The 24,037-nt window shown below is 60.4% G+C and carries 21 protein-coding genes; 10 read left to right on the top strand and 11 right to left on the bottom strand.

Annotated features, from left to right (window positions below):
- Positions 1–4: 4 nt before the first annotated feature.
- The 4 genes from speB to P3G59_RS15355 all read left to right on the top strand — a co-directional run bounded on the left by speB (position 5) and on the right by P3G59_RS15355 (position 3,514).
- Positions 5–964, top strand: a complete 960-nt coding sequence (gene speB / locus P3G59_RS15370; protein WP_277757912.1) for an agmatinase — start codon at positions 5–7, stop codon at positions 962–964.
- A gap of 161 nt (positions 965–1,125) precedes the next feature.
- The gene (zapE, locus tag P3G59_RS15365) at positions 1,126–2,241 is read left to right on the top strand and encodes a cell division protein ZapE (protein WP_277757911.1); all 1,116 of its coding nucleotides are present in this window, start codon (positions 1,126–1,128) and stop codon (positions 2,239–2,241) included.
- A 17-nt stretch (positions 2,242–2,258) separates the two neighbouring features.
- Entirely contained in the window at positions 2,259–2,840 is a 582-nt protein-coding gene (locus P3G59_RS15360; protein WP_277757910.1) for a DinB family protein, read from the top strand.
- A 176-nt stretch (positions 2,841–3,016) separates the two neighbouring features.
- Positions 3,017–3,514, top strand: coding sequence for a GNAT family N-acetyltransferase (locus P3G59_RS15355; protein ID WP_277757909.1), 498 nt, complete (start codon positions 3,017–3,019; stop codon positions 3,512–3,514).
- A gap of 285 nt (positions 3,515–3,799) precedes the next feature.
- Here the strand turns inward: P3G59_RS15355 and P3G59_RS15350 are convergent, their stop codons facing one another.
- The 5 genes from P3G59_RS15350 to P3G59_RS15330 form a co-directional block, all read right to left on the bottom strand.
- Complete coding sequence (locus P3G59_RS15350) at positions 3,800–4,009, bottom strand: hypothetical protein (RefSeq protein ID WP_277757908.1); 210 nt, start codon at positions 4,007–4,009, stop codon at positions 3,800–3,802.
- A gap of 183 nt (positions 4,010–4,192) precedes the next feature.
- On the bottom strand, positions 4,193–6,421 hold the full coding sequence (locus P3G59_RS15345) for a TonB-dependent siderophore receptor (RefSeq protein ID WP_277757907.1): 2,229 nt from the start codon (positions 6,419–6,421) through the stop codon (positions 4,193–4,195).
- Between the two features lie 143 nt (positions 6,422–6,564).
- Entirely contained in the window at positions 6,565–7,860 is a 1,296-nt protein-coding gene (locus P3G59_RS15340; RefSeq protein WP_277757906.1) for an OprD family porin, read from the bottom strand.
- A 201-nt stretch (positions 7,861–8,061) separates the two neighbouring features.
- Positions 8,062–9,765: an amidase gene (locus tag P3G59_RS15335; protein ID WP_277757905.1), complete on the bottom strand. Its 1,704-nt coding sequence runs from the start codon at positions 9,763–9,765 to the stop codon at positions 8,062–8,064.
- Positions 9,766–10,071: 306 nt separating this feature from the next.
- On the bottom strand, positions 10,072–11,454 hold the full coding sequence (locus P3G59_RS15330; RefSeq protein WP_277757904.1) for an aspartate aminotransferase family protein: 1,383 nt from the start codon (positions 11,452–11,454) through the stop codon (positions 10,072–10,074).
- 157 nt (positions 11,455–11,611) lie between these two features.
- On the opposite strand from P3G59_RS15330, the gene P3G59_RS15325 reads away from it, so the two are divergent.
- The gene (locus P3G59_RS15325; RefSeq protein ID WP_277757903.1) at positions 11,612–12,238 is read left to right on the top strand and encodes a TetR/AcrR family transcriptional regulator; all 627 of its coding nucleotides are present in this window, start codon (positions 11,612–11,614) and stop codon (positions 12,236–12,238) included.
- A gap of 55 nt (positions 12,239–12,293) precedes the next feature.
- On the opposite strand, the gene P3G59_RS15320 is transcribed toward P3G59_RS15325, so the two are convergent.
- The 5 genes from P3G59_RS15320 to P3G59_RS15300 form a co-directional block, all read right to left on the bottom strand.
- Positions 12,294–12,887: a hypothetical protein gene (locus tag P3G59_RS15320; protein ID WP_277757902.1), complete on the bottom strand. Its 594-nt coding sequence runs from the start codon at positions 12,885–12,887 to the stop codon at positions 12,294–12,296.
- A gap of 122 nt (positions 12,888–13,009) precedes the next feature.
- Entirely contained in the window at positions 13,010–14,515 is a 1,506-nt protein-coding gene (gene proP, locus P3G59_RS15315; protein WP_277757901.1) for a glycine betaine/L-proline transporter ProP, read from the bottom strand.
- Positions 14,516–14,876: 361 nt separating this feature from the next.
- Positions 14,877–15,236 carry a DUF6124 family protein gene (locus P3G59_RS15310; protein ID WP_277757900.1) on the bottom strand — a complete coding sequence of 120 codons (360 nt, stop codon included), beginning with the start codon at positions 15,234–15,236 and terminating at the stop codon, positions 14,877–14,879.
- Positions 15,237–15,848: 612 nt separating this feature from the next.
- Positions 15,849–16,208 carry a DUF6124 family protein gene (locus P3G59_RS15305; protein ID WP_277757899.1) on the bottom strand — a complete coding sequence of 120 codons (360 nt, stop codon included), beginning with the start codon at positions 16,206–16,208 and terminating at the stop codon, positions 15,849–15,851.
- Positions 16,209–16,770: 562 nt separating this feature from the next.
- Positions 16,771–17,091 carry a hypothetical protein gene (locus P3G59_RS15300; protein WP_277757898.1) on the bottom strand — a complete coding sequence of 107 codons (321 nt, stop codon included), beginning with the start codon at positions 17,089–17,091 and terminating at the stop codon, positions 16,771–16,773.
- A gap of 147 nt (positions 17,092–17,238) precedes the next feature.
- Between P3G59_RS15300 and P3G59_RS15295 the strand changes: the two genes are divergently transcribed.
- From P3G59_RS15295 to P3G59_RS15285, 3 genes are all read left to right on the top strand, one after another.
- Positions 17,239–17,958, top strand: a complete 720-nt coding sequence (locus P3G59_RS15295) for a response regulator transcription factor (RefSeq protein ID WP_277757897.1) — start codon at positions 17,239–17,241, stop codon at positions 17,956–17,958.
- Positions 17,958–19,286 carry an ATP-binding protein gene (locus tag P3G59_RS15290; RefSeq protein WP_277757896.1) on the top strand — a complete coding sequence of 443 codons (1,329 nt, stop codon included), beginning with the start codon at positions 17,958–17,960 and terminating at the stop codon, positions 19,284–19,286. The genes P3G59_RS15295 and P3G59_RS15290 overlap by 1 nt, the downstream gene beginning before the upstream one ends.
- Before the next feature lie 92 nt (positions 19,287–19,378).
- The gene (locus P3G59_RS15285) at positions 19,379–20,563 is read left to right on the top strand and encodes a DUF2252 family protein (protein ID WP_277757895.1); all 1,185 of its coding nucleotides are present in this window, start codon (positions 19,379–19,381) and stop codon (positions 20,561–20,563) included.
- Positions 20,564–20,568: 5 nt separating this feature from the next.
- Here the strand turns inward: P3G59_RS15285 and P3G59_RS15280 are convergent, their stop codons facing one another.
- A complete protein-coding gene (locus P3G59_RS15280) occupies positions 20,569–21,672 on the bottom strand; it encodes a helix-turn-helix domain-containing protein (RefSeq protein ID WP_277757894.1) in 1,104 nt (367 codons plus the stop codon).
- Between the two features lie 47 nt (positions 21,673–21,719).
- Between P3G59_RS15280 and P3G59_RS15275 the strand changes: the two genes are divergently transcribed.
- Both P3G59_RS15275 and P3G59_RS15270 read left to right on the top strand, forming a co-directional pair.
- On the top strand, positions 21,720–22,715 hold the full coding sequence (locus P3G59_RS15275) for an ABC transporter substrate-binding protein (RefSeq protein WP_277757893.1): 996 nt from the start codon (positions 21,720–21,722) through the stop codon (positions 22,713–22,715).
- Positions 22,716–22,776: 61 nt separating this feature from the next.
- Positions 22,777–23,895: an aryl-sulfate sulfotransferase gene (locus tag P3G59_RS15270; protein WP_277757892.1), complete on the top strand. Its 1,119-nt coding sequence runs from the start codon at positions 22,777–22,779 to the stop codon at positions 23,893–23,895.
- Positions 23,896–24,037 lie beyond the last annotated feature (142 nt).

Genomic DNA, 24,037 nt, shown 5'->3' with positions numbered 1-24,037 from the left:
CACGATGGATGCGCCCATGCAAAACGACCAGGCCCTGACCCGTGACAGCCTTTATGGCACCGCCGCCGAAAGCACCTACGCCGGCATCACCAGTTTCATGCGCCGGCGTTACAGCCGTGACCTGCGCGGCGTCGATGTCGCGGTCAGCGGCGTGCCGTTCGACACGGCCACCAGCAATCGCCCCGGCGCACGTTTCGGGCCACGGGGGATTCGCGCCGCCTCCACCGGAATCGCCTGGGAACGCCACTGGCCGTGGACGTTTGACCCGTTCGATCATCTGGCGGTCATTGATTACGGCGACTGCGATTTCGATTACGGCTCGCCACACACCGTCCCGGAAAGCATCGAAGCCCACGCCGAACAGATTCTCAATGCCGGCAGCGCCATGCTCACGTTTGGCGGCGATCACTTCATCAGTTATCCGCTGCTCAAGGCCCATGCGCGCAAGCACGGCACGCTGTCGCTGATTCATTTCGATGCGCACAGCGACACCTGGCCGGACGAAGAGGGTAAACGCGTCGATCACGGCACCATGTTCTGGCACGCGGCGCGCGAAGGTCTGGTCGATCCGGCGCGTTCGGTTCAGATCGGCTTGCGCACGACCAATGACGATCACATGGGTTTTCAGGTGCTGGACGCCCGACAGGTGCATCGCCGTGGCTGCGAAGCGATTGTCGAAGCGATCCGCGCCCGGGTTGGCGATAACCCGGTGTACTTGACGTTTGACATCGACTGTCTGGATCCGGCGTTCGCTCCCGGCACCGGAACGCCTGTCTGCGGGGGCTTGAGCACCGTGCAGGCGCTGGAGATTCTCGGTGGTTTGCGCGGGATCAATCTGGTCGGGATGGACGTGGTCGAAGTCGCTCCGGCCTACGACCACGCCGAAGTCACCTCATTGGCCGCCGCCACACTGGCGATGGAAATGCTCTGCCTCTACGCCGCCCGACACAAAGTGGATATTTAACCGGCGCAACATATTCCAGTGGGAGCGGGCCTGCTCGCGAATGCAGCGTGTCAGTCAAACTGTTCGTTACTGACACGCTGCGCTACACGTTCCGGTTGAACGAGCAGGGAAAATCGCCCGCCTGGATATTTCCCTGTAAGCATCGTGGCATACTGCCGCGCATGACTTTCGACTCCCCCCTCAGCGCCTGGCAACACGCCGTTCAACACAAGGGCTTCATCCAGGATGAAGCTCAGGAACACGCGGTCTGGGCACTGCAAAAATGCCATGAAGCGCTGCACGCCGGTGCCCGTTCGGTCACCGGCGTTTACCTGTGGGGCCCGGTCGGGCGCGGCAAGACGTCGCTGATGGATCAGTTCTATCAGAGCCTGCGCGTACCGGCGCGACGCCAACACTTTCATCATTTCATGGGCTGGGTGCATCAGCGTTCGTTCCAGTTGACCGGGATTGCCGATCCGTTGCGCGCGCTGGCCAGGGAGCTGGCATCCGAGGTGCGGGTGCTGTGTTTCGATGAGCTGTTCGTCAACGACATCGGTGACGCGATCATTCTCGGTCGGCTGTTTCAGGTGATGTTCGACGAAGGCGTGGTCATCGTCTGCACGTCCAACCTGCCGCCGGATGATTTGTACGCCGATGGCTTCAACCGCGATCGCTTCGTACCGGCAATTGCCGCGATCAAGGCGCATATGCAGGTGGTGGCGGTGAATGGTGCCGAGGATCATCGCTTGCATCCGGGGGCCGGCCTGCAACGCTACTTTGTCGCCACATCCCCGGCCAGCGCGCTGGAAGAAGTCTTTCAGGCGTTGACCGCCGGACAGCCCGCCAGCAGCGAACCGGTGTCGGTCGGTCATCGTCAGTTGCACGTAGTGCAGGCCAGCGAATCGGTGTTGTGGTGTCGCTATGCGGATCTCTGCGAGCAGCCGTTCGCCGCCATGGATTTCATCGCGCTGTGCGATCGCTACACGGCTATTCTGTTGAGCGAGGTGCCGAACCTCAGCGCCCAAAAACGCGAAGGGCGCATCGCGCGCGGCACTGAAGATGGCGCGCAGCGGGTCGTTGCAGGTGACCGCGAGCTGCCGCAATTGTCGGTTCACGATGATGGCGTGCGGCGCTTCATCGCGTTGGTCGACGAGTGCTATGACCGCAAAGTACCGCTGTACATCGAGGCGCAAGTGCCAATGGATGCGCTGTACACCGAGGGTTACCTGGAATTCCCGTTCCGCCGCACCCTCAGTCGTTTGCAGGAGATGCAACTGCAGCGCTTTGCCGAAACTTGAGTGAAGAGGGCGCCGACATGAGCCAACCGCTTTCCCATCACCTGTTGACGATGGCTTACCAGAATGCCTGGGCCAATCATCGTCTGGCCAAGGCCTGGAGCCAGCTCGGTGCGGCAGATCTGGCCGCCCCCAGGGTGAGTTTCTTCCCGAGCATTCGTCTGACCCTCAATCACATCCTCACCTGCGACTGGTTCTACGTCGATGCACTGGAACGCGAGCTGCGCGGGGCTGAGCCGCATCCCGACTGCTATGTGTTTTTCAACGTCGATGAGCCGTTCACTGACGGCCCGCAACTGCGCCAAGAGCAGGCGCACGTTGATCAACGCCTGATCGCCTATTGCGAGCAACTGCGCGATGCCGATCTGGCCCGGATCGTCACCATCGCCCGCGACACGCCGCAGCACGACAGCCGTTTGCGCATGCTGTCGCACCTGTTTGAACACCAGATTCATCACCGGGGCCAGGTGCATGCGATGCTCAGCGATACCGCAGTGAAGCCGCCGCAACTGGATGAGTTCTTTTGTGTCGGAGAAAGTGAGCTGCGTGCTGAAGATTTTGCTGAACTTGGCTGGACCGAGGAATTGATCTGGGGACACTGACAAAGCAAAAGATCGCAGCCTGCGGCAGCTCCTACAGGTAATCGTGTGCAGGAGCTGCCGCAGGCTGCGATCTTTTGATCTTTACGATTGTCGGCCGGTCCACACTCGCGCTAAGGTCAGACAGCCTTTCAGCACGCACTTTGCGCGCCGGGGCTTTTGTGTGTTCGGGGATGGAAATGGATTCCGCAGAGATTCTTGTGCTTCAAGCCAGTTACAGCAATCCAACGCACGCCGAGGCCATCGGTATCGTGCTCAATCATTACGCAGAAGACCCCATGGGCGGCGGTCATTCGCTCGACCCTGACATGTTGCGTCGACTGCCCGAAGAACTGGCCCGACGCCCGTATGCATTCAGCGTGTTGGCCTTTGTCGGGGGGGAACCGGCGGGGCTGGTGAACTGCTTTGAAGGGTTCTCCACGTTTGCCTGCAAGCCATTGGTCAACATCCACGACGTGGCGGTGGTGGGGAAGTTTCGCGGCCTCGGCCTGAGTCAGAAAATGCTGCAGAAAGTCGAGGAAATCTCTCGCCAGCGCGGCTGCTGCAAGATCACCCTCGAAGTGCTGGAAGGCAACGCCGTCGCGCAGAACGCCTACAGCAAGTTCGGCTTCGCGCCGGGGATGTTCGACCCGAATCACGGGCGCATGCTGTTCTGGATCAAGAATCTGCAGGCCTAGAAGGCCCTCACCCTAACCCTCTCCCAGAGGGAGAGGGGACTGACCGAGTTGATTGGAGTAAATACGCCGACCTGAAATATCGAGCCGAACTCAAGTTTTGAAGAGCACACAAATCAGCTCCCTCTCCCTTGGGGAGAGGGCTGGGGTGAGGGGCGAATTCGCCACGGTAGAAAGCCGAACACCTAACTCAATGCCCATAAAAAAGGCGCCCCAATCAGGGCGCCAAACTGTCTTCTCCCGGGCCAGAGCGGAGCCAGGGAAGGTCCATCGGTTGCTCGGTCAATCTCAGTCGCGGTAAGACTCGGTCACTTGCGCCGTCTGGTCGGCGGGAACGCGAATTTCTTTTGCGTTGGCGTCGCTCTGCTGCGCGCTCTGGGCGTGGTGAACCGGGAAGTTGTTGTAGTAATAACGCATACGCTCAGCGCCGCCTTCGGCAAAGACGCTGGCAGAACCCAGGGCAAACAGCCCGGCAACAATTGCGGTGGTGATTTTCATGGTGCCTCCTACTGAACAAGTGGGAGCCGTTCGTCCATGAAACAGATCTCGGAAGAGAGTCTGGATGGCATGAATTAACACCGGGTTAACGCCGGTTAAGTTGAGGTTTTGCGGCATGTTGCGACGCGATAACTGACAGACGCGGTGCACATCAAGTCCAGAGCACCGCGTCGAAGGGGCAGGTCAGAGCTTCCAGTCGAGACTCAGCGTCACCGTGCGCGGATCGCCCCAATACACGCCGTTATAGAAGCCGACGTTGTCGTAATACTTCTTGTCGAACAGGTTGTTGACGTTCAGCGACGCCGACAGGTGTCGATCGAACGCGTAGCGCGACATCAGGTTGACCACGGTGTAGGCGCTCTGGTTGATGCGCGCCTGCTCTGTGTCGCCGCCAACCGGTCGGCTCGACGTGCCATACACATCGCTTTGCCAGTTCACCGCGCCGCCGACGGTCAGCGCCTGCCATTCGCCCGGCAAACGGTACGCCGTAGAGACGCGTAACAGGTTCATCGGCTGATTGGTGTTGGTGCGCTCGCTGTCGCCGTTGACCGAGTGGGTATAGGTGTAACCGGCGGTCATGTTCCAGCCCTGCAGGATTTCGCCGGACACTTCAGCCTCAAAGCCGTTGACCTTGTTGCCCTTGCCTCCGGATTTGTAGAACTGCTCGCGGGTCACCGGATCCGCCGGGACCGAGTTGTCGAGTTCGGCGACATTGTCCTGTTTACTCCAGAACAGCGCCGTGGACAGGTTCAGGCGTTCCTCGAGCAAACTGCCTTTGACGCCCACTTCATAGTTTTTGCCGACCACGGGGTCGATGTATTTACGGTTCTTGTCGCGGTTGCCCTGGGGTTTGAAGATGTCGGTGTAACTGACGTACGCCGTGTATTCCGGGGTCAGGTCGTACAACAGACCGGCATAAGGGGTCCAGACGTCGTTCTGTTTCTGGCTCGTGTGATCGACCTCGGTCAGTTGCCGGTTGGCGTCGTAACGGTTGCTGGTGCTGGACGCCTCCCAACTGCCGTAGCGACTGCCCAGCACCGCGTGCAGTTCATCGGTCAGGCTCAGGCGCGTGGCGATGTAGCCGGCTTTTTGTCGGGTATTGTCTTTGGAACCGGTGAGGTCGGTGATGGTATCGCTGAATTTGGCGATATCGCCCATGTATTTCCAGTCGCGGATTTTCCCGTAATCGCTCGGTCGTGCGCCGGCAATGGTGTACGGCGAGTTCGAACGGCGCTCAGCTTCTCCGTAGCCGAACATCATTTCGTGCTCACGACCCAGCAACGCGTAGGGGCCGGAGACGTTGAAGTCATACGCCTGCATTTTCTGCGTGCCGATCATGTGCGAGGTGTAAGCGAGCATGCCGCTACGGTCGGCCTCGGGGAAACCGGCACCGCCGTAATAGACCTTGCCGTCGCTCGCGCTGTCGCGGTGGGTGTACGCCGCTTTCAGACGCCAGCCGCCGGCCAGTTGCTGATCAAGGGTGGCGAATGCGGTTTTGTCTTGCAGCGGCCAGGAACTCCACGACGTCGCCATGTTGGTCGAACGTCCCAGGCCGGCCTTGCTGCCATCGGCATTCCAGTAGGGCACAGTGCCCCAGGACGAGCCTTGCACATGTTTGTTCTGATAGTCGTAACCGACCGCCAGCACGGTAGAGTCGGTCAGATCGGCTTCCAGCACGCCATAACCGACTTCCCGTTGCAGCGCGTATTTGTCTTTGATCGACTGGTTGTCGCGATAGGCCAACACCGTCCGCCCGCGCAAGCGTCCGTCGAAAGCCAGCGGCCCGCCGACATCGACGTAGCTGTAATAATTGTCGTAGCTGCCGCCACTGACCCCGGCCAGCGCCTGCCATTGCGCAGTCGGACGCTTGCGCACCATGTTGATGGTCGCCGAGGGATCACCGGCCCCCGTGGTCAGCCCCGTGGCACCGCGCACCACCTCGATACGGTCGTAAATGATGGTGTCGGAATCGGACTTCATGCGATCGAAGGTGTTGAGCATCCCGTCGATCTGGAAGTTGTTGATCGCATAACCGCGCGACGAATAGCTGACCCGATCCGAATCCAGATGCTGCACCACCACGCCCGTGGTCTGGCGCATCGCCTCGGACAATGTACCGAGTTTGAAATCATCCATCTGCTGACGGGTGATCACCGACACCGATTGCGGGGTTTCCTTGATCGACAGGTTCAGCCGCGTCGCTGTGCTCATGGCGCCGGTGGTGTAGGACTCGGTGTTTTCGGTGGTGCTGCCCAGGCCTTGCGCGCTGACGTTGGTCGCCGCCAGCTGAAGCGCTGTGTTAGCAGGCTGCGACGGTTTTTCAGCTTCGGTTTCAGCTAGCAGATCGGCGCTGAATGCAGCGCTGCACAGGCCTATGGTGAGGGTCATGGAACGGGTAATGGGCGCGAACATCGCAGCCGACTCCTTGTCTTTGAGGGAAAAATTCCGTTTGTTCAAAGACGAGGGGGACGGCGGGGATTTAGTGTCAAACGAGAAATATTGTTATTTGAAGATGTTTCAATGCCGGGCTCACGCCTACGGTCGACCGCGTGCTGTCAGAAACTCAAGGGGTACTGGACGACTACGTAGATCCGGTCGATGTCATCACCGGCCTGCGCCGCATTGGCCCGGTGCGAGACATGCGATACCTGCACCGACAGATCCTTTGCCGCGCCCGACTGGACGACGTACTTCATATCGATATCGCGCTCCCAATGCTTGCCGCCGTCGCCCTGCTGTGGCTGGTAACGGCCACTGTCAGGATCGAACGGGTTGTAGGCGCCGCCCTCTGGCGCGTGGGTGCCGTCGATGTGGCTGCCGGAGACGTAGCGAGTCATGAAGTTCAGACCGGGAATGCCGAAGGCGCCGAGATCGAGGTCGTAGCGCGCTTGCCAGGAACGTTCGTTGGCGCCGTTGAAATCGGCGTATTTGATCGAGTTGGCGAGGTAGATCGAGTCGCCACCGACGAAGTCGAACGGCGTGTCGCCGTTGATCCGTTGCCAGCCGAGCATGACCGCGTGGGGGCCGAAGGCGTACTTTCCGGACAGGCTGAACGCGGTGTTATCGATGGCACCTGCCAGTGCTCGACCGGTGTCGCGGGTATGGTAGAGGTTGGCGTCGAGCAATAAACCCGATTGTTTGAAATGCAGATTGCCGTAGTACTGGTGCCAAGTGTCGCTGAGATCCGAGGCATACAACGCGCCGCCCACTGGACTGTCGGTGAACAGGTCGGCGCCAAGAAAACTGATCCCGCCGGCCTCGGTATTGGCGCCATAGCCGTAGAAATCGCCTTTGCCGGATGAGCTGTCTTGGTTCTTGAACGCGGTGAAATGCCCGGCCACCAGATTGAGGTGGTCGAACTCGGCGCTGTTGAGCAGAAAGCCTGTGGCGTACTCCGGTTGCAAGCGTTTGTCGGACGTGTCGAACACCGGGGTTTCGACGGTCATTTCACCGAAGGCGAGGGTGGTGCGCGAGGCTTTCAACTTGAGCGCGCCGCCCGCGCTGGAATAGTCGTTTTCGCTGCGACCGTCGCTGTCGACTGGCAGCAGACCGGTCCCGGAATGCCCTTTGCCACCGTCCAGTTTCAGCCCGGCGAAGGCGTGGGCATCGATGCCGAAACCGACTGTGCCGGATGTGAATCCAGATGAGAAAGTACCGATAAGCCCTTGAGCCCACTCTTGTTTATAGTTTTTGCCGGAGGGTGAAGGCGAGCGATAGTCATTGCTCAGAAAGAAGTTGCGGCTGAGCACGTCGCTTTTGGCATCGTCGAAAAAACCGCTGGCGTGGGCGGTTGTGTTCAGACTGCAGAGCAGCGCGAGGAGGGTGAAACGCAGGGGGGCGCGGTCGATCATGGTCAGTGGCCAGCAGCAATTAAGATGGCTGGGATGATCAAGTGTTTACAGCGCGGGAGATTGAGCGGATGTGCTCAATGAACGGCATCACACAAACCCTTGTAGGAGTGAGCCTGCTCGCGATAGCGGTGTGTCAGTCTCGATAAATTTAACTGACACACCGCTATCGCGAGCAGGCTCACTCCTACAGTTTTAAAAGCGTTACGTCAGCGGCGGCGTACGCGGCGGGATCTGGCGTTTGCTGCCAGTCGATTCAAACGCGGCGGCCAGGCGCAGCAGGTTCGAGTCGTCGTAGGCGCGGCCGGCGAAGGTCAGGCCGACCGGCATGCCGATGTCGGCCATCACACCCATCGGCACGGTCACGGTCGGTACGCCGAGGTGGCGGATCGCGAGGTTGCCGTTGGCCACCCAGATGCCGTTGCTCCAGGCGATGTCGGCCGACTCAGGGTTGACATCGGCGTCCGCCGGGCCGACATCGGCAACAGTCGGGAACAGCACAGCGTCGAGGCCGAGTGTGTCCATCCAGTCTTCGAGGTCGATGCGTCGGGTCTGTTCCAGGCCACGCAAGCCGTCAGGCACAGTCGGGATTTCATTCCACGGCGTGATGCCGCGCTCGGCCATGCGCACGTATTCGTCCATCCCCGCCACCAGATCGCCCTCACGGTTAGGCAGCGTGCCCGGTTCGTGCGGGAAGATTTTCGGCCCGTCGACGTCGACCAGACGATTGAGTTTCGGGTCGCCGTTGGCTTGCAGGAAGTCGTCGAACGCCCACGCAGTCAGGTCCCACAGTTCATGGTGGAGGAACTCTTTCGAGACCAGGCCACGGGTGAACACGGTGGGCGCGCCGGGACGATCGCCTTCGCAGTTGGAGACCAGCGGGAAATCGGTTTCGATGACTTCGGCACCGGCGGCTTCGAGGGCCTGGCGCGCCTGCTGCCACAGGTCGATCACCGAGGCGCGGGTGTTGATGCGTTGCCCGGTCGGGCCACCGATGCCCGGTGCTTCGCTGGTGCCGGCTTCAGAGTCGGCATTGATGAACATGCGCGGTACGGCGAAACGTTTACCGGCCAGCGCTTTGGCGTCGGCGGCCAGATCGGCGTAAGCGGCGGGGCGCACTTCGTTGACGCTCGGGATCGGCACCCACGGTTGCAGGCGCCAGAGGTCGCCACGGGTGTCCGGGTCTTCGGCCACGACGATGTCGAGGACTTCAAGCAGGTCAGCCATGGTCCGCGCGTAAGGCACGACCACGTCCATGGTCGGGGTCAACGGCCAGTTGCCGCGCACCGAGATCACCCCGCGCGACGGGGTGTAGGCGCACAGGCCATTGTTCGACGCCGGGCCACGCCCGCTCGACCAGGTTTCTTCAGCCAGACCGAATGCAGCGAAACTGGCGGCGGTGGCGGTGCCGGCACCGTTCGACGAGCCGGAGGCAAACGGCGCGGTCAGGTAATCGGCGTTGTAAGGACTTTCGGCGCGACCGTAGACGCCGCGTTGCATACCGCCATTGGCCATCGGCGGCATGTTGGTCTTGCCCAGGCAGATCGCCCCGGCGGCGCGCAGGCGTTCGATGGTGAAGGCATCGCGATAGGCAACCAGATCAGCGAAGGCCGGGCTGCCGGACGCGGCGGTCAGGCCCTTGACCAGATAGCTGTCTTTGGCGGTGTAAGGAATGCCATCGAGCGGGCTCAGGGTTTCGCCTTTGGCGCGACGGGCATCGGAGGCCCGTGCCTCGTCCAACGCTTCAGGATTGCGCACGACTACGGCATTCAGCGCTGTAGCGGTGTCGGCGCCGTCGTAGGCATCGATACGCGCCAGATAAGCCTGCACCAGCTCGACCGAAGTGGTCTGGCCGGACTCAAGCGCGGCACGCAGTTGGGCAATGGAAACTTCGGTGACTTCGATCATGCGTTCACCGCTGTTGGAATTGGGGTGTTTTTCTTGGAAGGGGTGTTCATATCGGTTCTCGTTGCACAGCTATAAGCGACAAGGTTAAGACTGGCGCCTATTTAACACCAAGCGGCGCGCTGAGTAATCGACGGTATTGATCTCACACCGAGTTTCTCTCCGGACGGCCCCTTCGCGAGCAAGCTCGCTCCCACAGGGGTTGCATTCCAAATTTGCAACCAGGCAGTCAAAGTGGAATGCATTCCAAATGTGGGAGCGAGCTTGCTCGCGAAGGCGTCAGCCCGGCCAACCCATCACTTCAGCCGATCACAGCACCCCGTACTCACGCGCCGTGCGATCCACCGCAATCCGCGTCTTGTCGATCAGCTCATCAAGCTCCGCACGGTTGGCAATCAGGGCAGGGGCCATGATCATCCGGCCCAACGTCGAGCGAATGATCAAACCCTCCTCAAAGCCGATCGTGCGGCAGCGCCAGGCGATGTCGTTCTCGTTGGCAAAACGCTTGCGCGTGGCCTTGTCTTCAGCGAACTGCAACGCCGCCACCAGCCCGACACCCTGAATCTCACCCACCAACGGGTGGTTGCCAAACACTTCGCGCAGGCAGTTTTGCAGGTACGGGCCGGTGTCGGTTTTCACCTGAGTGACCACACCCTCATCGCGCAAGGCCTTGAGGTTGGCAATCGCCACGGCGGCAGCCACCGGGTGCCCGGAATACGTCAGGCCGTGGGCAAACACGCCACCTTTTTCCACCAGCGCCTCGGCCATGCGCCGCGACAGAATCAGGCCACCCATGGGGATGTAACCAGAGGTCAGGCCCTTGGCGATCGACAGCGTGTCGGGTTCAAAACCGAACGCCTGATGCGCGAACCATTCACCGGTGCGGCCGAACCCGCCAATCACCTCGTCAGCACACAGCAACACATCGTATTGACGGCAGATGCGCTGAATTTCCGGCCAGTACGTCGCCGGCGGAATGATCATGCCGCCCGCGCCCTGGAACGGTTCGGCGACGAACGCGGCGACCTTGTCGGCGCCCAGTTCGAGAATCTTGTGTTCCAGTTGCCGCGCCGCTTGCAGGCCAAATTCTTCCGGGCTGAGGTTGCCTTCGTGGGCGAACCAGTACGGTTCATCGATATGCGCCACATCGGGAATGGTGCCGCCCATTTCGTGCATGAATTTCATACCGCCCAGCGCCGTCGCGGCCAGCGTCGAGCCGTGGTAACCGTTCCAGCGGCCGATCATGATTTTCTTCTCGGGCTTGCCCATCACTTGCCAGAACTTGCGCACGGTGCGGATCAGCACCTCGTTGGCTTCAGAGCCGGAGTTGGTGTAGATCGCGTGGCTGTAGTGCCTGGGCAGCAGGCTGAACAGCAGCTCGGACAGTTCGATTACCGCCGGGTGAGTGGTGTGGAAGAACATGTTGTAGTAGGGCAGTTGTTCCAGCTGCGCGGTCGCGGCAGCGGCGAGATCCTTGCGTCCGTAACCGAGGTTGGTGCACCACAGGCCGGACATGCCGTCCAGGTAACGATTGCCATCGTTGTCCCACAACGCCAGCCGATCACCGCTGACCATCACCCGCGGGCCTTCCTCGTTGAGGGCCTTCTGATCAACGAACGCGTGGATGTGGTGAGCGGCGTCAGAGGCTTGGTAATCGCGGGTACTGCGGGTCGAATCGAATTCGGCGGACATGGCGGATCTCCAGAGCAAAGGGCAAATGAGTGCGTTCGGTGCTGCGCTGCACGAGTAAAGTTTTGTCACTTAAAAATATTTTTGTAAAGAAAATATTTGTCGGTAGAAAAAGATATCCGTAGGCTGAAGCACATTGGCAAGGCACAGCAGGCACGACATGAGCGGACTCAGAGAGCGGCAAAAGGAACAGCGCAGGGAAGTCATTGCGCAGGCGGCACTGGAGCTGTTTATCAGCAACGGCTTCGGCGCGACCACGCTCGAGCAGATCGCCAATGCAGCGGCGGTTTCCGCGCCGACGGTGACCAACTACTTCGGCGGCAAACAGGAGATTCTGCTGGCATTGCTCAAGCAACCGGACGAGCAGGCCATGCGCGACGCCCGCGCCAATCTTGATGACGACAGCGATCCGCTGGAGGCGCTGTGCGAGTTCGAAGGGCTGATGACCGACTACCAACTGCATGCCATGCCGGCTTCGCTGTGGCGCGAGTTGGCGCCGTTTCTGCTCACGGGGGAGATGGCGCAGGCGTTGAGCCCCTGGAACGCGGCGGTGATCGAAGAGACCAAAGCGCTGCTGACGCATTTTCAGGCGCAGGGCAAGGTGCGCGAGTCCGTCGATATCGACGTCGCAGCGACGTTGTTCAATCAGTACGCAAACATGGCGTTTATTCGACTGGCGACCGAAGTGGCGCCGGATCGAGAAGCGCATGCCCGGCATATGCGCAGTGTGCTGGGGCTGATCTGCCATGGAATTCTAAGCAGGGTGCAGAAGCCAAACGATCAGTGATCAACCGTAGCGAAGGAGCAAGCTCCCTCGCCACAGGGTCTTCAACATCCAGAGATCAGGTTTTCGGCAACCATGGTTGCATCTGCTCCAGTAAACCGCGTCCGCCCCGACGCAATCCTGCTGCCAGTCCCAGCCATGACAGGTCGGTCATGATTACCTCAGAGGCGCGCAGCAAGCGAACTTCCCCAGCCGTGCCGCCGGAAGTGCCGCCATCAGGCATGAACACCGTAAGCCAGTCGTCGCTGCTGTCCACCACCAGACACAGTCGCCAGCCTTGCTCTACGGCGATCATGCCGACCTTCGTCCCATCGGCGTGCTCCATGCCGGCAAACCGCGCCGTGGTGTCCTTGAGCAACTGATAACCCGGCAGATTGCTCAGCACTTTGTCTTCGGTGGCTTCAATCGCCCGGGCCGCCGCCGAGGTCCTGGCCAGAAGTCCTGCGAGAAAACACAGCACGATCAGGCCCAGCAGCGTGGCCAGCGTCACCACGGTCACGCCCGCCACATCATGACCTTCGAACATCGGCAGCAGCTTTTGCATCGGTCCGCGCAGCAGGTGAATGGCTTTTTCGATCAGGATGAAGATCAGCACCAACGGCAAAATAAATAGCAGTCCGCCGATCACTGTGGTTTTGATGAACTTGAACATGACAGCTCCTTGATGACGCTCAGCAATCAAGGCTAGCTGATAAAAATCCCGGGGCGCAGACTTGGAACCCCGAATGACTTTGTGGCCAGGGAACTTGCTCCCCAGCCACAAGGGCGGATTGTTTATTCGTTGATCCGCGGATGCTGCTGCACCAGATTCTTGCGTTTGGCTTCCAGTTCAGCAATTTCAGCGTCGATGTCTTCGATCTTCTGCTCGATGTTGTCGTGATGCTCCTGCAACAACTCTTTCGCTTCTTCCAGGTCGGAAGCCGCCGGTGCCGCGCCACGCAGTGGTTTGTTGGCGGTTTCTTTCATGGTCACGCCAGTAACCAGGCCGACCACGGCAATGACCATCAGGTAATAAGCCGGCATGTACAGGTCGTTGGTGCTTTCCACCAACCAGGCGACGACAGTCGGGGTCAAACCGGCAATCAGCACCGAAATGTTGAAGGCCGCGGCCAGGGCGCTGTAGCGGATGTGCGTGGGGAACATTGCTGGCAAGGTCGAGGCCATCACGCCGATGAAAAAGTTGAGCAGCACGGCCAACATCAGCAAGCCTGCGAAGATCAGGCCGATCTTGCCGCTGTTGATCAGCATGAACGCCGGAATCGCCAGAATGAACAAACCGATGCTGCCGACGACGATAAAGGGCTTGCGGCCGATCTTGTCGCTGATGAAGCCAATGGCCGGTTGCACGAACAACATGCCCACCATGATCGCGATGATGATCAGCACGCCACGGTTTTCGCTGTAGTGCAGGTTGTGCGACAGGTAACTCGGCATGTAAGTGAGCAGCATGTAGTAAGTGACGTTAGTCACGGCCACCACGCCGACGCAGGTCATGAGGCTGCGCCAGTGCTTGGTCGCGACTTCCTTGAACGAGACTTTCGGTCCGCCGGCGAGGCCTTCGCGATCACCTTGCTCGAGTTTTTCGACGTGCTGCTGGAACGCCGGGGTTTCTTCCAGAGCGTGGCGCAGGTAGAGGCCGATCATGCCCAGCGGCAGGGCAAGGAAGAACGGCAGGCGCCAGCCCCATTCTTCGAATTTCGCCTCACCCAGCGTCGAAGAAATCAACACCACCACGCCGGCACCGAGAACGAAACCGGCAATCGAACCGAAATCCAGCCAACTGCCGAGAAACCCGCGTTTACGGTCCGGCGCATATTCGGCGACGAAGATCGACGCGCCGGTGTATTCGCCGCCCACCGAGAAGCCTTGGGCCATTTTTGCCAATAACAGCAGAATCGGTGCCCAGATGCCAATCGAGGCATAAGACGGAATCAGGCCGATGGCGAAGGTGCTCAGCGACATGATCACGATGGTCGCGGCGAGGACTTTCTGCCGCCCGTACTTGTCGCCCAGTGCGCCGAAGAACAGCCCACCCAACGGCCGAATCAGGAACGGCACCGAGAACGTCGCCAGTGCGGCGATCATTTGCGTGCCCGGATCGGCGCCCGGGAAAAACACCTTGCCGAGCACATAGGCGACAAAGCCGTAGACCCCGAAGTCGAACCATTCCATGGCATTGCCGAGTGCGGCGGCCGTAATGGCTTTGCGCATCTTGGCGTCGTCGACGATGGTGATGTCTTTCAGGCCGATCGGTTTGACGCTGTTTTTACGTGATTTCATCCGCGTATTCTCTTTACTAATCCATCTTGCCGCGTAGATGCCATCTATTTGATGGCGCGTGCTCTTTGGCTCAGATACATGAGGACACGAAATAATTCACCGCTAACTGCTTTTTTTCCCTGTAGACGCTTCTCTAGGGCTGCGATCTGCTGATCTTGCCTCGCGAAAAGGAAAAACCCGCCAGCCCGATTGCACGGGGTGGCGGGGCTTTTTTTGTCTGATGGAATTGCGTTGCTTACACGCCAGTCTTCGCGAGCAGGCTCGCTCCCACATTGGAACGCGATCAACCGTGGGAGCGAGCTTGCTCGCGAAGGGGCCAGAGGGTTACTGAAGAACTCAGCCAGTGCTTACAGTCCCGGCCTCAACCGGGCACCTGCAAATTATCCAGTACCCGATTCACCGCCAGTTCCCCGAGCATGATCAGTTGCGCAATGCCCAACAGCGTTCGACGCTGCGAAGCAGGCATGAGATGGGCGAAGTCATTGGCGATGGTTCTTGCCGAGGCGAGGGTTTCAAAGGCATCGGCCAGCAGCTCCTCATTTTTGAAGTCCGCGGTGACGGCGTACATCCTGCGGGTTCTACGGGGAGGTGGCGTGGACCCGGGCGGGCAGAGGTAATGATCGAGGGCGCGGTCGGCGGCGTCGTTGAGCTTTTTCGAATCGAGGGATTCGTAGGGGGAGGTGAGGTCGGTTTCGGGCGGGTTTGGCGTTGGTTTGATCATGGTGAAGCTCCTTGAGAAAAACGGAGCCGTCAACCATCGCTGCTAAACGAAGAGGTGGCGGCTGTACGCGGGTTAGCAGACCAGGCTCAAGGATCCCGGCGCACCGAAGTGCCCCACGCAAAGCCGCCATAACGTAATGGCGAAACTCGCGCGCCTTGAGAATTGCCGAGCTGCTAAACCCGATCACTGAAACGTCAGCGACCGCACCACAATAGAACCCGGCCCCAAGGCGCACAAGCCGGCGGATTCTGGCGTAGCCGTAGGCAATTACGCAAGGATGTGTAGCCTTGAACCCGTGTCTGAAGGTGTCTTTTAAACGCGTCTGTTTAGATCAAAAGATCACAGCCTTCGGCAGCTCCTACACTGGTCCATGTAGGAGCTGCTGAAGGCTGCGATCTGCTGATCTTGCCTCGCGAAAACGACAAAACCCGCCATCCCGATTGCACGGGGTGGCGGGGCTTTTTTTGTCTGATGGAATTGCGTTGCTTACACGCCAGTCTTCGCGAGCAGGCTCGCTCCCACATTGGAACGCGATCAACCGTGGGAGCGAGCTTGCTCGCGAAGGGGCCAGAGGGTTAATGAATAACTCAGCCAGTGTTTACAGTCCCGGCTTCAACTCGGCACCTGCAAATTATCCAGTACCCGATTCACCGCCAGTTCCCCGAGCATGATCAGTTGCGCAATGCCCAACAGCGTTCGACGCTGCGAAGCAGGCATGAGATGGGCGAAGTCATTGGCGATGGTTCTTGCCGAGGCGAGGGTTTCAAAGGCATCGGCCAGCAGCTCCTCGTTTTTGAAGTCCGCGGTAACGGCGTACATCCTGCGGGTTCTACGGGGCGGTGGCGTCGACCCGGGCGGGCAGAGGTAGTGATCGAGGGCGCGGTCGGCGGCGTCGTTTAGCTTTTTCGAATCGAGGGATTCGTAGGGGGAGGTGAGGTCGGTTTCGGGCGGGTTTGGCGTTGGTTTGATCATGGTGAAGCTCCTTGATTGTTGGAGCCGCCACATTTCGCTGCGAAACGAAGAGAGGTGGCAACTGTACGCAGGTTCGCAGACCGGGAATCAAGGAACCCGGCATACCCGAAGGTATCCCGCGCACAGCCGCCATGAAGCACCGTTGCAATAAATCCTGAGAGCAACGATCGGGAGCGCTGTGCGCCTTGATTGGTCCGGGCTGCGAAACCCGATCGCTGATTCGTCAGCGACCGAACCACAATAGAACCCGGCCCCAAGGCGCACAAGCCGGCGGATTCTGGCGTAGCTGTAGGCAATTACGCAAGGATGCGTAGCCTTGAACCCGTGTCTGAAGGTGTCTTTTAAACGTGTCTGTTTAGATCAAAAGATCGAACGATCTTTTGATCTGTCTTTTTAAATAACACCTAATTCGTCAGCGAACAACGATATCCAACGCATTGATCGGCAGATCCCGTGTGCTGCAAATAATCATGCAGAAACCCCGTCGGTTCGACGTTATTGCTGCTGCACCCGGACAGGCTCATTGACGTCGTACAGAGCAGCGTCATCAGGCAAGGGCTTCTCATGACCGGGTTCCCTTGTGGTGTTGTGTCGTGACGCTGTCCGAGCATTCGATGTGCAACTGGCCGTGGCGCATGATCCATGCGATGAGGTCGGCGGCGGCAATACTGTGGACGTATTCGACCCAGTGCGCATTGGTCGGGCTGAACTGCTCGAAGTAGCGGCGCAGGACGATGCGGCTCTGATCGCCGGACACGCTCAGGCACGACTCCTGAAACACAATCGGTGTATCAGGGCCGAGCGCGGCAGTGCGCTGGCTGAGGATCAAGGGACGATTGCTGTTGTGCCCCTCGGCGCAATGGTTGTCGTTCAATAGCTTCATGCGAACCCCCTGGATTGGAATGGCTGCAGAATGCCCGCGAGGTTTTGCCAGAGAATGTCCGCTTGATGTCTGGCGGGTAGAAATGTTGCTCGATTGAAATAAATGACCCGGGCGGCGAAATGGCTTTAGATTGGCTTTTTTGGGTGCATGGATCCTGTGACTGTGAGCAGACTGCTGTTCGTCGACGACGACGTGGAAATCCTCGCGCTGCTGAAGAAGTTCTTCGTTCAGCACGCTTATGAAGTCGACGTGGCGCCGCACGGCGAGGCCATGTGGGCAGCGATCGCGCAGAACCGTCCGGACACGATCATTCTTGATGTGATGATGCCCGGCGAAAGCGGCCTGAGCCTGTGCCAGAAAGTGCGCGCGCAGTTGGGCATTCCGATCATCATGCTCACGGCCATGGCCGAGCTGAGCGATCGCATTGTCGGGCTGGAACTGGGTGCAGACGATTACCTGACCAAGCCGTTCGCCCCACAGGAACTGCTCGCACGCGTACGTGCCTTGCAGCGCCGCGCCGCTGAACAGCGCAATCCGGTCGAACCGTCGCGGCCGGTGATCGGTTTCGCCGGTTGGCATCTGGACATCACCTGTCGCGAACTGCGCTCACCGGAGAACGTGATGATTCCGCTGTCCGGTGGCGAGTTCGATTTGCTGGTGGTGTTCCTCGATCACCCGCAGCGCATTCTTACCCGCGAACAGTTGATCGACCTGACCCACGGCCACGGCCATGACGCCTTTGATCGCAGCATCGATGTGCAAGTCAGCCGCCTGCGCCGCAAGATTGAACCGGACAGCAAGCGCCCGGACCTGATTCGTACGGTGCGCAACGGCGGCTATCTGTTCACCGCCAAGGTCAGCCGCTGATGATCCGCCGACTGTTGCGCGGCGACACCCTGCGCCGGCACATCGCCCTGACCATCGTGGCGGCGATGGTCGCTTCGTTGGCATTGAATGCGCTGTTCGTGCAAGTCGCCGGCATCTGGGCGCGGCCACCGATTGAACGCACCGGCCTGCTAGAGCAGATTGCCGCGACCTCGCGGGTGATCGAAGCGGCCCCGGCCAACCTGCGCCCGCAACTGGCCGCAGCGGCGAGCAGCGCCATGCTGCACGTGACGTGGAAAGCGCAGCGTGCGGACTTCGGCCTGCCCAATGACGGGCTTCGCCTGCCAGCGAGCCGGGTGCCGGTGCTGCAGCAACTGCTGGGCAATGATCGAAAAATCGAGGTGTTCAGCCCAGGCGACTGGCCGAACGGTAATCCCCAGGCGCATTACGCCGCCGTCGTGCAATTGGTCGATGGCAGCTGGTTGTCATTTATCCCGCCGGAGCGCAGTTGGGGTCTGGAATTTGGCGTGCGTATCGCGATCGTCATCGCGTTGGGACTGATTGCCACATTGCTCGTCGCCTGGGTCGCCACCCGGCAACTGGCCAATCCGTTGCAGCGTTTCACGCGTGCCGCCAGACGCTTCGGCACCGATCTACGCGCACCGCCGATCAAGCTCGAAGGCCCCGACGAAATTCGCCAGGCGATCATCGCCTTCAACACCATGCAGGCGCAGATCCAGCACTTCATCGCCGAGCGCACGCACATGCTGGCGTCCATCTCCCACGATTTACGCGCACCGCTGACACGCATGCGTTTGCGCAGTGAGTTCATGGAAGACCTCGATCATCAGGGCAAACTGATTCGTGACGTTGAGGAGATGCAGTCGATGATCAACGCTGCGTTGGCGTTTTTTCGCGAGGACACGCACCGCGAGCAGACCACTGCGTTCGATCTGTCGGAGCTGCTGCAAACCATCGTCGACGATTACCGCGATCAACACATCAATGTCGATTTCGATGGCCCGGCGCATCTGGTGTACGAAGGCCGGCCGCTGGGGATCAAACGGGTGATCGTCAATCTGCTGGAAAATGCGTTGAAGTATGCGCAGCGTCCGGCCATTGCGTTGACGCGTGACGAGTATTCGATTCGTATCGAGGTCAGCGACGAAGGCCCCGGTATTCCCGAAGCGGCGTTGGAGCGGGTGTTCGATCCGTTCTTTCGTCTGGAGGCTTCGCGCAACCGCGACACCGGGGGCGTAGGCCTGGGGCTGTCGGCGGCGCGGGCGATTGCGCGCGAGCAGGGGGGCGAGTTGACGCTGAGCAACCGCCACGCTGGAGGGTTACTGGCGTGCGTAGAACTGCCACTCTAGAGCGAATAGCTTTTACGAATTTCTCTGAAACACTTTGAAACATTCGTGCGTCGCGAGCGGTCAACAGGTCACATCCCGCATAAGAAGCGTCCATGAAAACCCCGCGTCCTTCCGCCCGACTTGAACCGCTGTCGCAACTGCGCAATCTGAAGATGGCCCGATCCGCGCACGCCTATGTGCGCGGCAGCACCGTGCAGTTTTACGAGTGGCTGCACAGCCAGCCGGGCCGCAGCCTGCCAAAAGGCCCGCCGGTGTGGATCTGCGGCGATTGTCATGCCGGCAATCTGGGCCCGACCGGGGATCTCAAAGGGCAGATCGATATTCATATCCGTGACCTTGACCAGACCGTGATCGGCAACCCGGTGCATGATCTGGTGCGTCTGGCGCTGTCACTCGCGACGGCAGCACGCGGCTCAGACCTGCCGGGCGTGGCGACCGCACGCATGCTGGAAGAAATGATGCGCGGCTACGAGCAAGCCTTTGCCGGCAATCTTGATGAAGATCCGCCGCGGCCGGCACAAGTCAAAGCCGGGATGCGCAGCGCCGTGCAGCGCACCTGGAAGCATTTGGCCGAAGAGCGCATCGAGAACACCAAGCCAACCATTCCATTGGGCAAACAGTTCTGGACGCTTTCACGCGATGAACGCGCGGCGTTGAAAACGCTCTGTGCCACCCCCGAAATCCATACGCTGGTGACTTCCTTGAAGGGCCGCTCCAAGGATGATCGAGTGAAAATGCTCGACTCGGCGTATTGGGTAAAAGGCTGTAGTTCGCTGGGGTTGAAGCGTTACGCCGTGCTGCTGGGCGTGGGCAAGGGCGACGATGAGGAATATTGCCTGCTCGATATCAAAGAAGCCGTCGGTGCTGCGGCACCGCGCGCCGCCCGAGCGGCCATGCCCCGCGACAATGGCAAACGCGTGGTCGAAGGCGCGCGGTTTCTGTCTCCTGGGCTGGGCAATCGGATGCTGGCGACACGCATGCTCGACCACGGCTTTTTCGTCCGGGAATTACTGCCGCAGGACATGAAGCTGGAACTGGATCAGCTGAGTCAGCGCGATGCGATGCTCGCGGCCGGCTACCTGGCGCGAGTCGTCGGCGTGGCGCATGCCCGGCAAATGGATCTGGCCACCCGATCCGAGTGGATGGCGGACTTGCAAACCTGCCGGTCGAAACGTCTGGATGCGCCTTCGTGGCTGTGGACCAGTGTTGTGCAATTGGTCGGCAATCATGAAAAAGGCTATTTGGAACATTGTCGGCGCTATGCGCTCCAGCATTGATCGAGCTACCGGGCCAGCCCCGCCAGCGCAATGCCCAACGGCTGCGGCGCACCCGCGGTAGCCGCTTTCATTTCGCTGCGGTAGCCGTGAGGGCTGATGCCCAAATGCTTCTGGAAGGCACGGCGCATCCGTTCCTCGCGGCCAAACCCCGCCGTTTCGGCAATCCGTTTGATCGGCTCGCTGGTGGTTTTGAGTAATCGGGTGGCCGTTTCCAGGCGCAGATCCTCCACCGCTTGCGCCGGGGTTTTCCCGGTGGCGGCGACATAGGCGCGGGCAAAATGCCGTGGGCTCATGCCGAACTGTTCAGCCAGCCGCTCGACGCGCAAATCGCCATTCAGATTAGCCGCAATCCACGCGTGCAGACGCGCCAGTCGCCCGTCCGGATCGGTGCGCAAAGCGTTGGACTGAGCGTTGAGCGAAGCGCTCAGTTGCGGCTGCTCCGCGCCGCGCCAGAGGAACACCGTGAAATAACGCGCCAGCGACAGTGCCGCGTGCGCGCCGAGGTCTTGTTCAACCAGACCGAGTGCCAGATCAATGCCAGCGGTGGCACCGCCGCAGGTCCACAGGTTGCCGTCATGCAGGTACAGCGCATCGCTCTGACAGCGTACTGCCGGGTAGCGCGCCTGCAGTTCAGCGGCGAATTTCCAGTGGGTGACCACCTCACGACCATCGAGCAACCCGGCGGCGGCCAGCGCAAAGCTGCCGGTGCCAATCGAGCAGAGGCGACGGATCTGTGGCGCGCGACCGCGCAACCAGTCACAGGCATGTTCATCGGCTTCCAGCACGGCCATTCCGGGGCCACCGGCGACGATCAAGGTATCGATCACCGGGGCTATCTGGTCGATCTGCGCCAGTGAGCAGGTCGCCACGCTGATGCCTGAAATCGACGTGACTTGGCCGCCCTGTGGCGACGCCACCAACAGCCGATAGGGCGGCTGGCCAATGAAGGTGCCGCCCAATACGCGCGGTATCGCTGCGAATACCTCCAGCGGGCCGGCCGCATTGAGCAGCAATAGATCATCGAAGGCCAGCACCACGACCGTGCGCGACGGCAGCGGCGGGGTGTCCGACATGGCAGTAAAGGAGGGGTGTTTGGCATGGAGCGGCACGGCGGGCCTCGACATACTGGGTTCAACGCAAAAACGAGGGCACGACAATGCCGGTAAATCCTTCTGCTGCCAAGCACCCGCTCACCCGACACGTCGCGTTGTACCTGCGGGCGCTGCTGTGCGCTGCCACGTTGCTGCTGACGCATTCGGCGGCAGCGGCCGACAGCGCATTGAAAGTCGGCGATCAGAGCGGTTTGACTCAGGCCTTGTTACAGGCAGCGGGGGAAGACCAAGGCATCGCTTATGCGCTGTCGTGGCACCCGTTTCTGGCCGGGACGACGATGCTCGAAGCCTTGAGCGCCGGGGCGATCGATGCCGGTGTCGTGGGCAATGCACCGCCGGTGTTCGCTCAGGCTGGCGGGTTCGATGTGCGCATTGTCGGCGTGGCGAGCGGCGCGCAAAACAACAATGCGCTGTTGGTTCCCGAAGGTTCCGGCGTCCGCCAGGTCGCCGACCTGAAAGGCCAGCGCATCGCTGTGGCCAAGGGCAGCAGCGGCCATTACTTGTTACTGGCAGCGCTGCAGCGAGCCGGCCTCACACCCCGCGAGGTGAACATTGCCTACGTCAGTCCGGTGGATGCGCAAAATGCGTTTGCCAGCGGCAAGCTCGATGCCTGGGCGGTGTGGTATCCCTTTGTCGGCCAGGCCACTTCACGCGGTGCACGGGTGCTGGTCGATGGCAGCGCCTGGCCGGAAACCGGGCTGAATTTCACGGTTGCCAGCCTGCAGGCACTGAATGATCCGCAGCGGACAGGGCCGTTGGGCGACCTGCTCGCCAGGCTGGCCCGCGCGCAAGCCTGGGCCACTGCGCACCCTCAAGAATGGGCTGAGGTGTTCGCGCAAACCACGCGGCTGCCCGTCTCGCTGGTGCAAGAAATGCTCGCGCATCAGGATCTTCACTACGTGCCGATCGAGTCGTCAGTCATCACTTCGCAGCAGCGTCTGGCCGACCTGTTCGCCAGCGAACGTCTGATTCCACGGCCGCTGCAGGTCGGGCAGATCTTCGACGATCGCTTCAACGCTTTACTGCCAAACCACCCATAACCCATCCAGTTCATCTTGCCGCGTTGCTGGCGGCAGGTTTTTACACGCCCGGAGAAAAGCCATGTCTAACCTCGAAGCCACCACGCTCAAGCGCCGCAAAACCGGCCTGATTGCTGTAGATCATGCCCGCAGCGCTGGCGGCTACACGCTGTTCGCGCCACAAACAGCAGATGGCCATGTGTTCCTGGTCGATCTCGACGGCGAGGTCGTCCATCGCTGGAAACTGCCTCAGCGCCCTGGCCGCGACGCGGTGATCCTGCGCAACGGTAACCTCGGCTACAACGGCAACCATCCGGACTCACCGGATCTGTTTCCGGGCTGGTCGGTGTGGCATGGCGGCGCGTTCAGCGAAGTGACGCCGGCAGGCGAGGTGGTCTGGGAACACACCGATCTGCTTCACCACCATGATGCGCAATGGCTGGACAACGGCCATCTGCTTTACACCACCGCCGAGCCGTTGAGTGCCGATTTGGCCCGGCGTGTGGTGGGCGGCATTCCCGGCAGCGAGGCGCCCGGCGGGGTGATTTATGCCGACGTGGTCAAGGAGGTTGATCGCCAAGGCAATGTGGTTTGGGAATGGCGCAGTTGGGAACATTTGCGACCTGAAGACTATCCGCTGCACGAATGCTTTGAACGCCACCATTGGCCAATGACCAACGCGGTCACACCGGGCCGTGACGGCAAGGTGATCCTCAGCCTGCGCAGTGTTTCTTCAGTCATCGCTGTACAGCGCGGCAGTGGTGAAGTGCTGTGGCGATTGGGCCACGATCTGGTCGCGCAGCAGCATTGCCCGAGTGAACTGGAAAACGGCAACGTGCTGGTGTTCGACAACGGCATCTTCCGCCCGCACGTGAGCATGCCGCACTCGCGCATACTCGAAATCAACCCGTCGACGCAACGCATCGAATGGCAATACGCCGATACCCCGGGGTATGCGTTTTTCACCCCGTTCATGGGCGGAGCGCAGCGTTTGCACAACGGCAATACGCTGATCACCGAGGCCAATTTCGGCCGGTTATTCGAGGTCACGCCGGCCGGTGAAGTGGTCTGGGAGTACGTCAATCCGCACTTCGCCACGTACCCCGATGCGGCCTCGCGAGGTTATTTGCCGGGCGAAAACAACGCCATATTCCGTGCCCACCGTTATCAGCGCACAGACCTGCCCTGGCTGCGTGACTGAACACTTTCTGACATCCACCGCAACGATCACGCTCACGCAAGCCACGCGCAGCGAAGTATCGACTCCTCTCGAAGAGCGGCGTGAAGCCGCTCCAGGAATCACCGATGAAACTTCTTTATTCGCGCAACGTTTGCGCTGGCAC

The organism is Pseudomonas sp. A34-9 (genome assembly GCF_029543085.1).
GTDB lineage: Bacteria > Pseudomonadota > Gammaproteobacteria > Pseudomonadales > Pseudomonadaceae > Aquipseudomonas.
This window is presented reverse-complemented; position numbering and strand designations above follow the sequence as displayed.

Bases quoted from the DNA above. Each gene is read 5' to 3' on its own strand.
- P3G59_RS15305 (WP_277757899.1), bottom strand. From the start codon at position 16,208: ATGATCAAACCAACGCCAAACCCGCCCGAAACCGACCTCACCTCCCCC.
- P3G59_RS15295 (WP_277757897.1), top strand. From the start codon at position 17,239: ATGGATCCTGTGACTGTGAGCAGACTGCTGTTCGTCGACGACGACGTG.
- proP (WP_277757901.1), bottom strand. From the start codon at position 14,515: ATGAAATCACGTAAAAACAGCGTCAAACCGATCGGCCTGAAAGACATC.
- P3G59_RS15350 (WP_277757908.1), bottom strand. From the start codon at position 4,009: ATGAAAATCACCACCGCAATTGTTGCCGGGCTGTTTGCCCTGGGTTCT.
- P3G59_RS15360 (WP_277757910.1), top strand. From the start codon at position 2,259: ATGAGCCAACCGCTTTCCCATCACCTGTTGACGATGGCTTACCAGAAT.
- zapE (WP_277757911.1), top strand. From the start codon at position 1,126: ATGACTTTCGACTCCCCCCTCAGCGCCTGGCAACACGCCGTTCAACAC.
- P3G59_RS15300 (WP_277757898.1), bottom strand. From the start codon at position 17,091: ATGAAGCTATTGAACGACAACCATTGCGCCGAGGGGCACAACAGCAAT.
- P3G59_RS15270 (WP_277757892.1), top strand. From the start codon at position 22,777: ATGTCTAACCTCGAAGCCACCACGCTCAAGCGCCGCAAAACCGGCCTG.
- P3G59_RS15310 (WP_277757900.1), bottom strand. From the start codon at position 15,236: ATGATCAAACCAACGCCAAACCCGCCCGAAACCGACCTCACCTCCCCC.
- P3G59_RS15320 (WP_277757902.1), bottom strand. From the start codon at position 12,887: ATGTTCAAGTTCATCAAAACCACAGTGATCGGCGGACTGCTATTTATT.
- P3G59_RS15325 (WP_277757903.1), top strand. From the start codon at position 11,612: ATGAGCGGACTCAGAGAGCGGCAAAAGGAACAGCGCAGGGAAGTCATT.
- P3G59_RS15345 (WP_277757907.1), bottom strand. From the start codon at position 6,421: ATGTTCGCGCCCATTACCCGTTCCATGACCCTCACCATAGGCCTGTGC.
- P3G59_RS15285 (WP_277757895.1), top strand. From the start codon at position 19,379: ATGAAAACCCCGCGTCCTTCCGCCCGACTTGAACCGCTGTCGCAACTG.
- speB (WP_277757912.1), top strand. From the start codon at position 5: ATGGATGCGCCCATGCAAAACGACCAGGCCCTGACCCGTGACAGCCTT.
- P3G59_RS15330 (WP_277757904.1), bottom strand. From the start codon at position 11,454: ATGTCCGCCGAATTCGATTCGACCCGCAGTACCCGCGATTACCAAGCC.
- P3G59_RS15335 (WP_277757905.1), bottom strand. From the start codon at position 9,765: ATGATCGAAGTCACCGAAGTTTCCATTGCCCAACTGCGTGCCGCGCTT.
- P3G59_RS15275 (WP_277757893.1), top strand. From the start codon at position 21,720: ATGCCGGTAAATCCTTCTGCTGCCAAGCACCCGCTCACCCGACACGTC.
- P3G59_RS15340 (WP_277757906.1), bottom strand. From the start codon at position 7,860: ATGATCGACCGCGCCCCCCTGCGTTTCACCCTCCTCGCGCTGCTCTGC.
- P3G59_RS15355 (WP_277757909.1), top strand. From the start codon at position 3,017: ATGGATTCCGCAGAGATTCTTGTGCTTCAAGCCAGTTACAGCAATCCA.
- P3G59_RS15290 (WP_277757896.1), top strand. From the start codon at position 17,958: ATGATCCGCCGACTGTTGCGCGGCGACACCCTGCGCCGGCACATCGCC.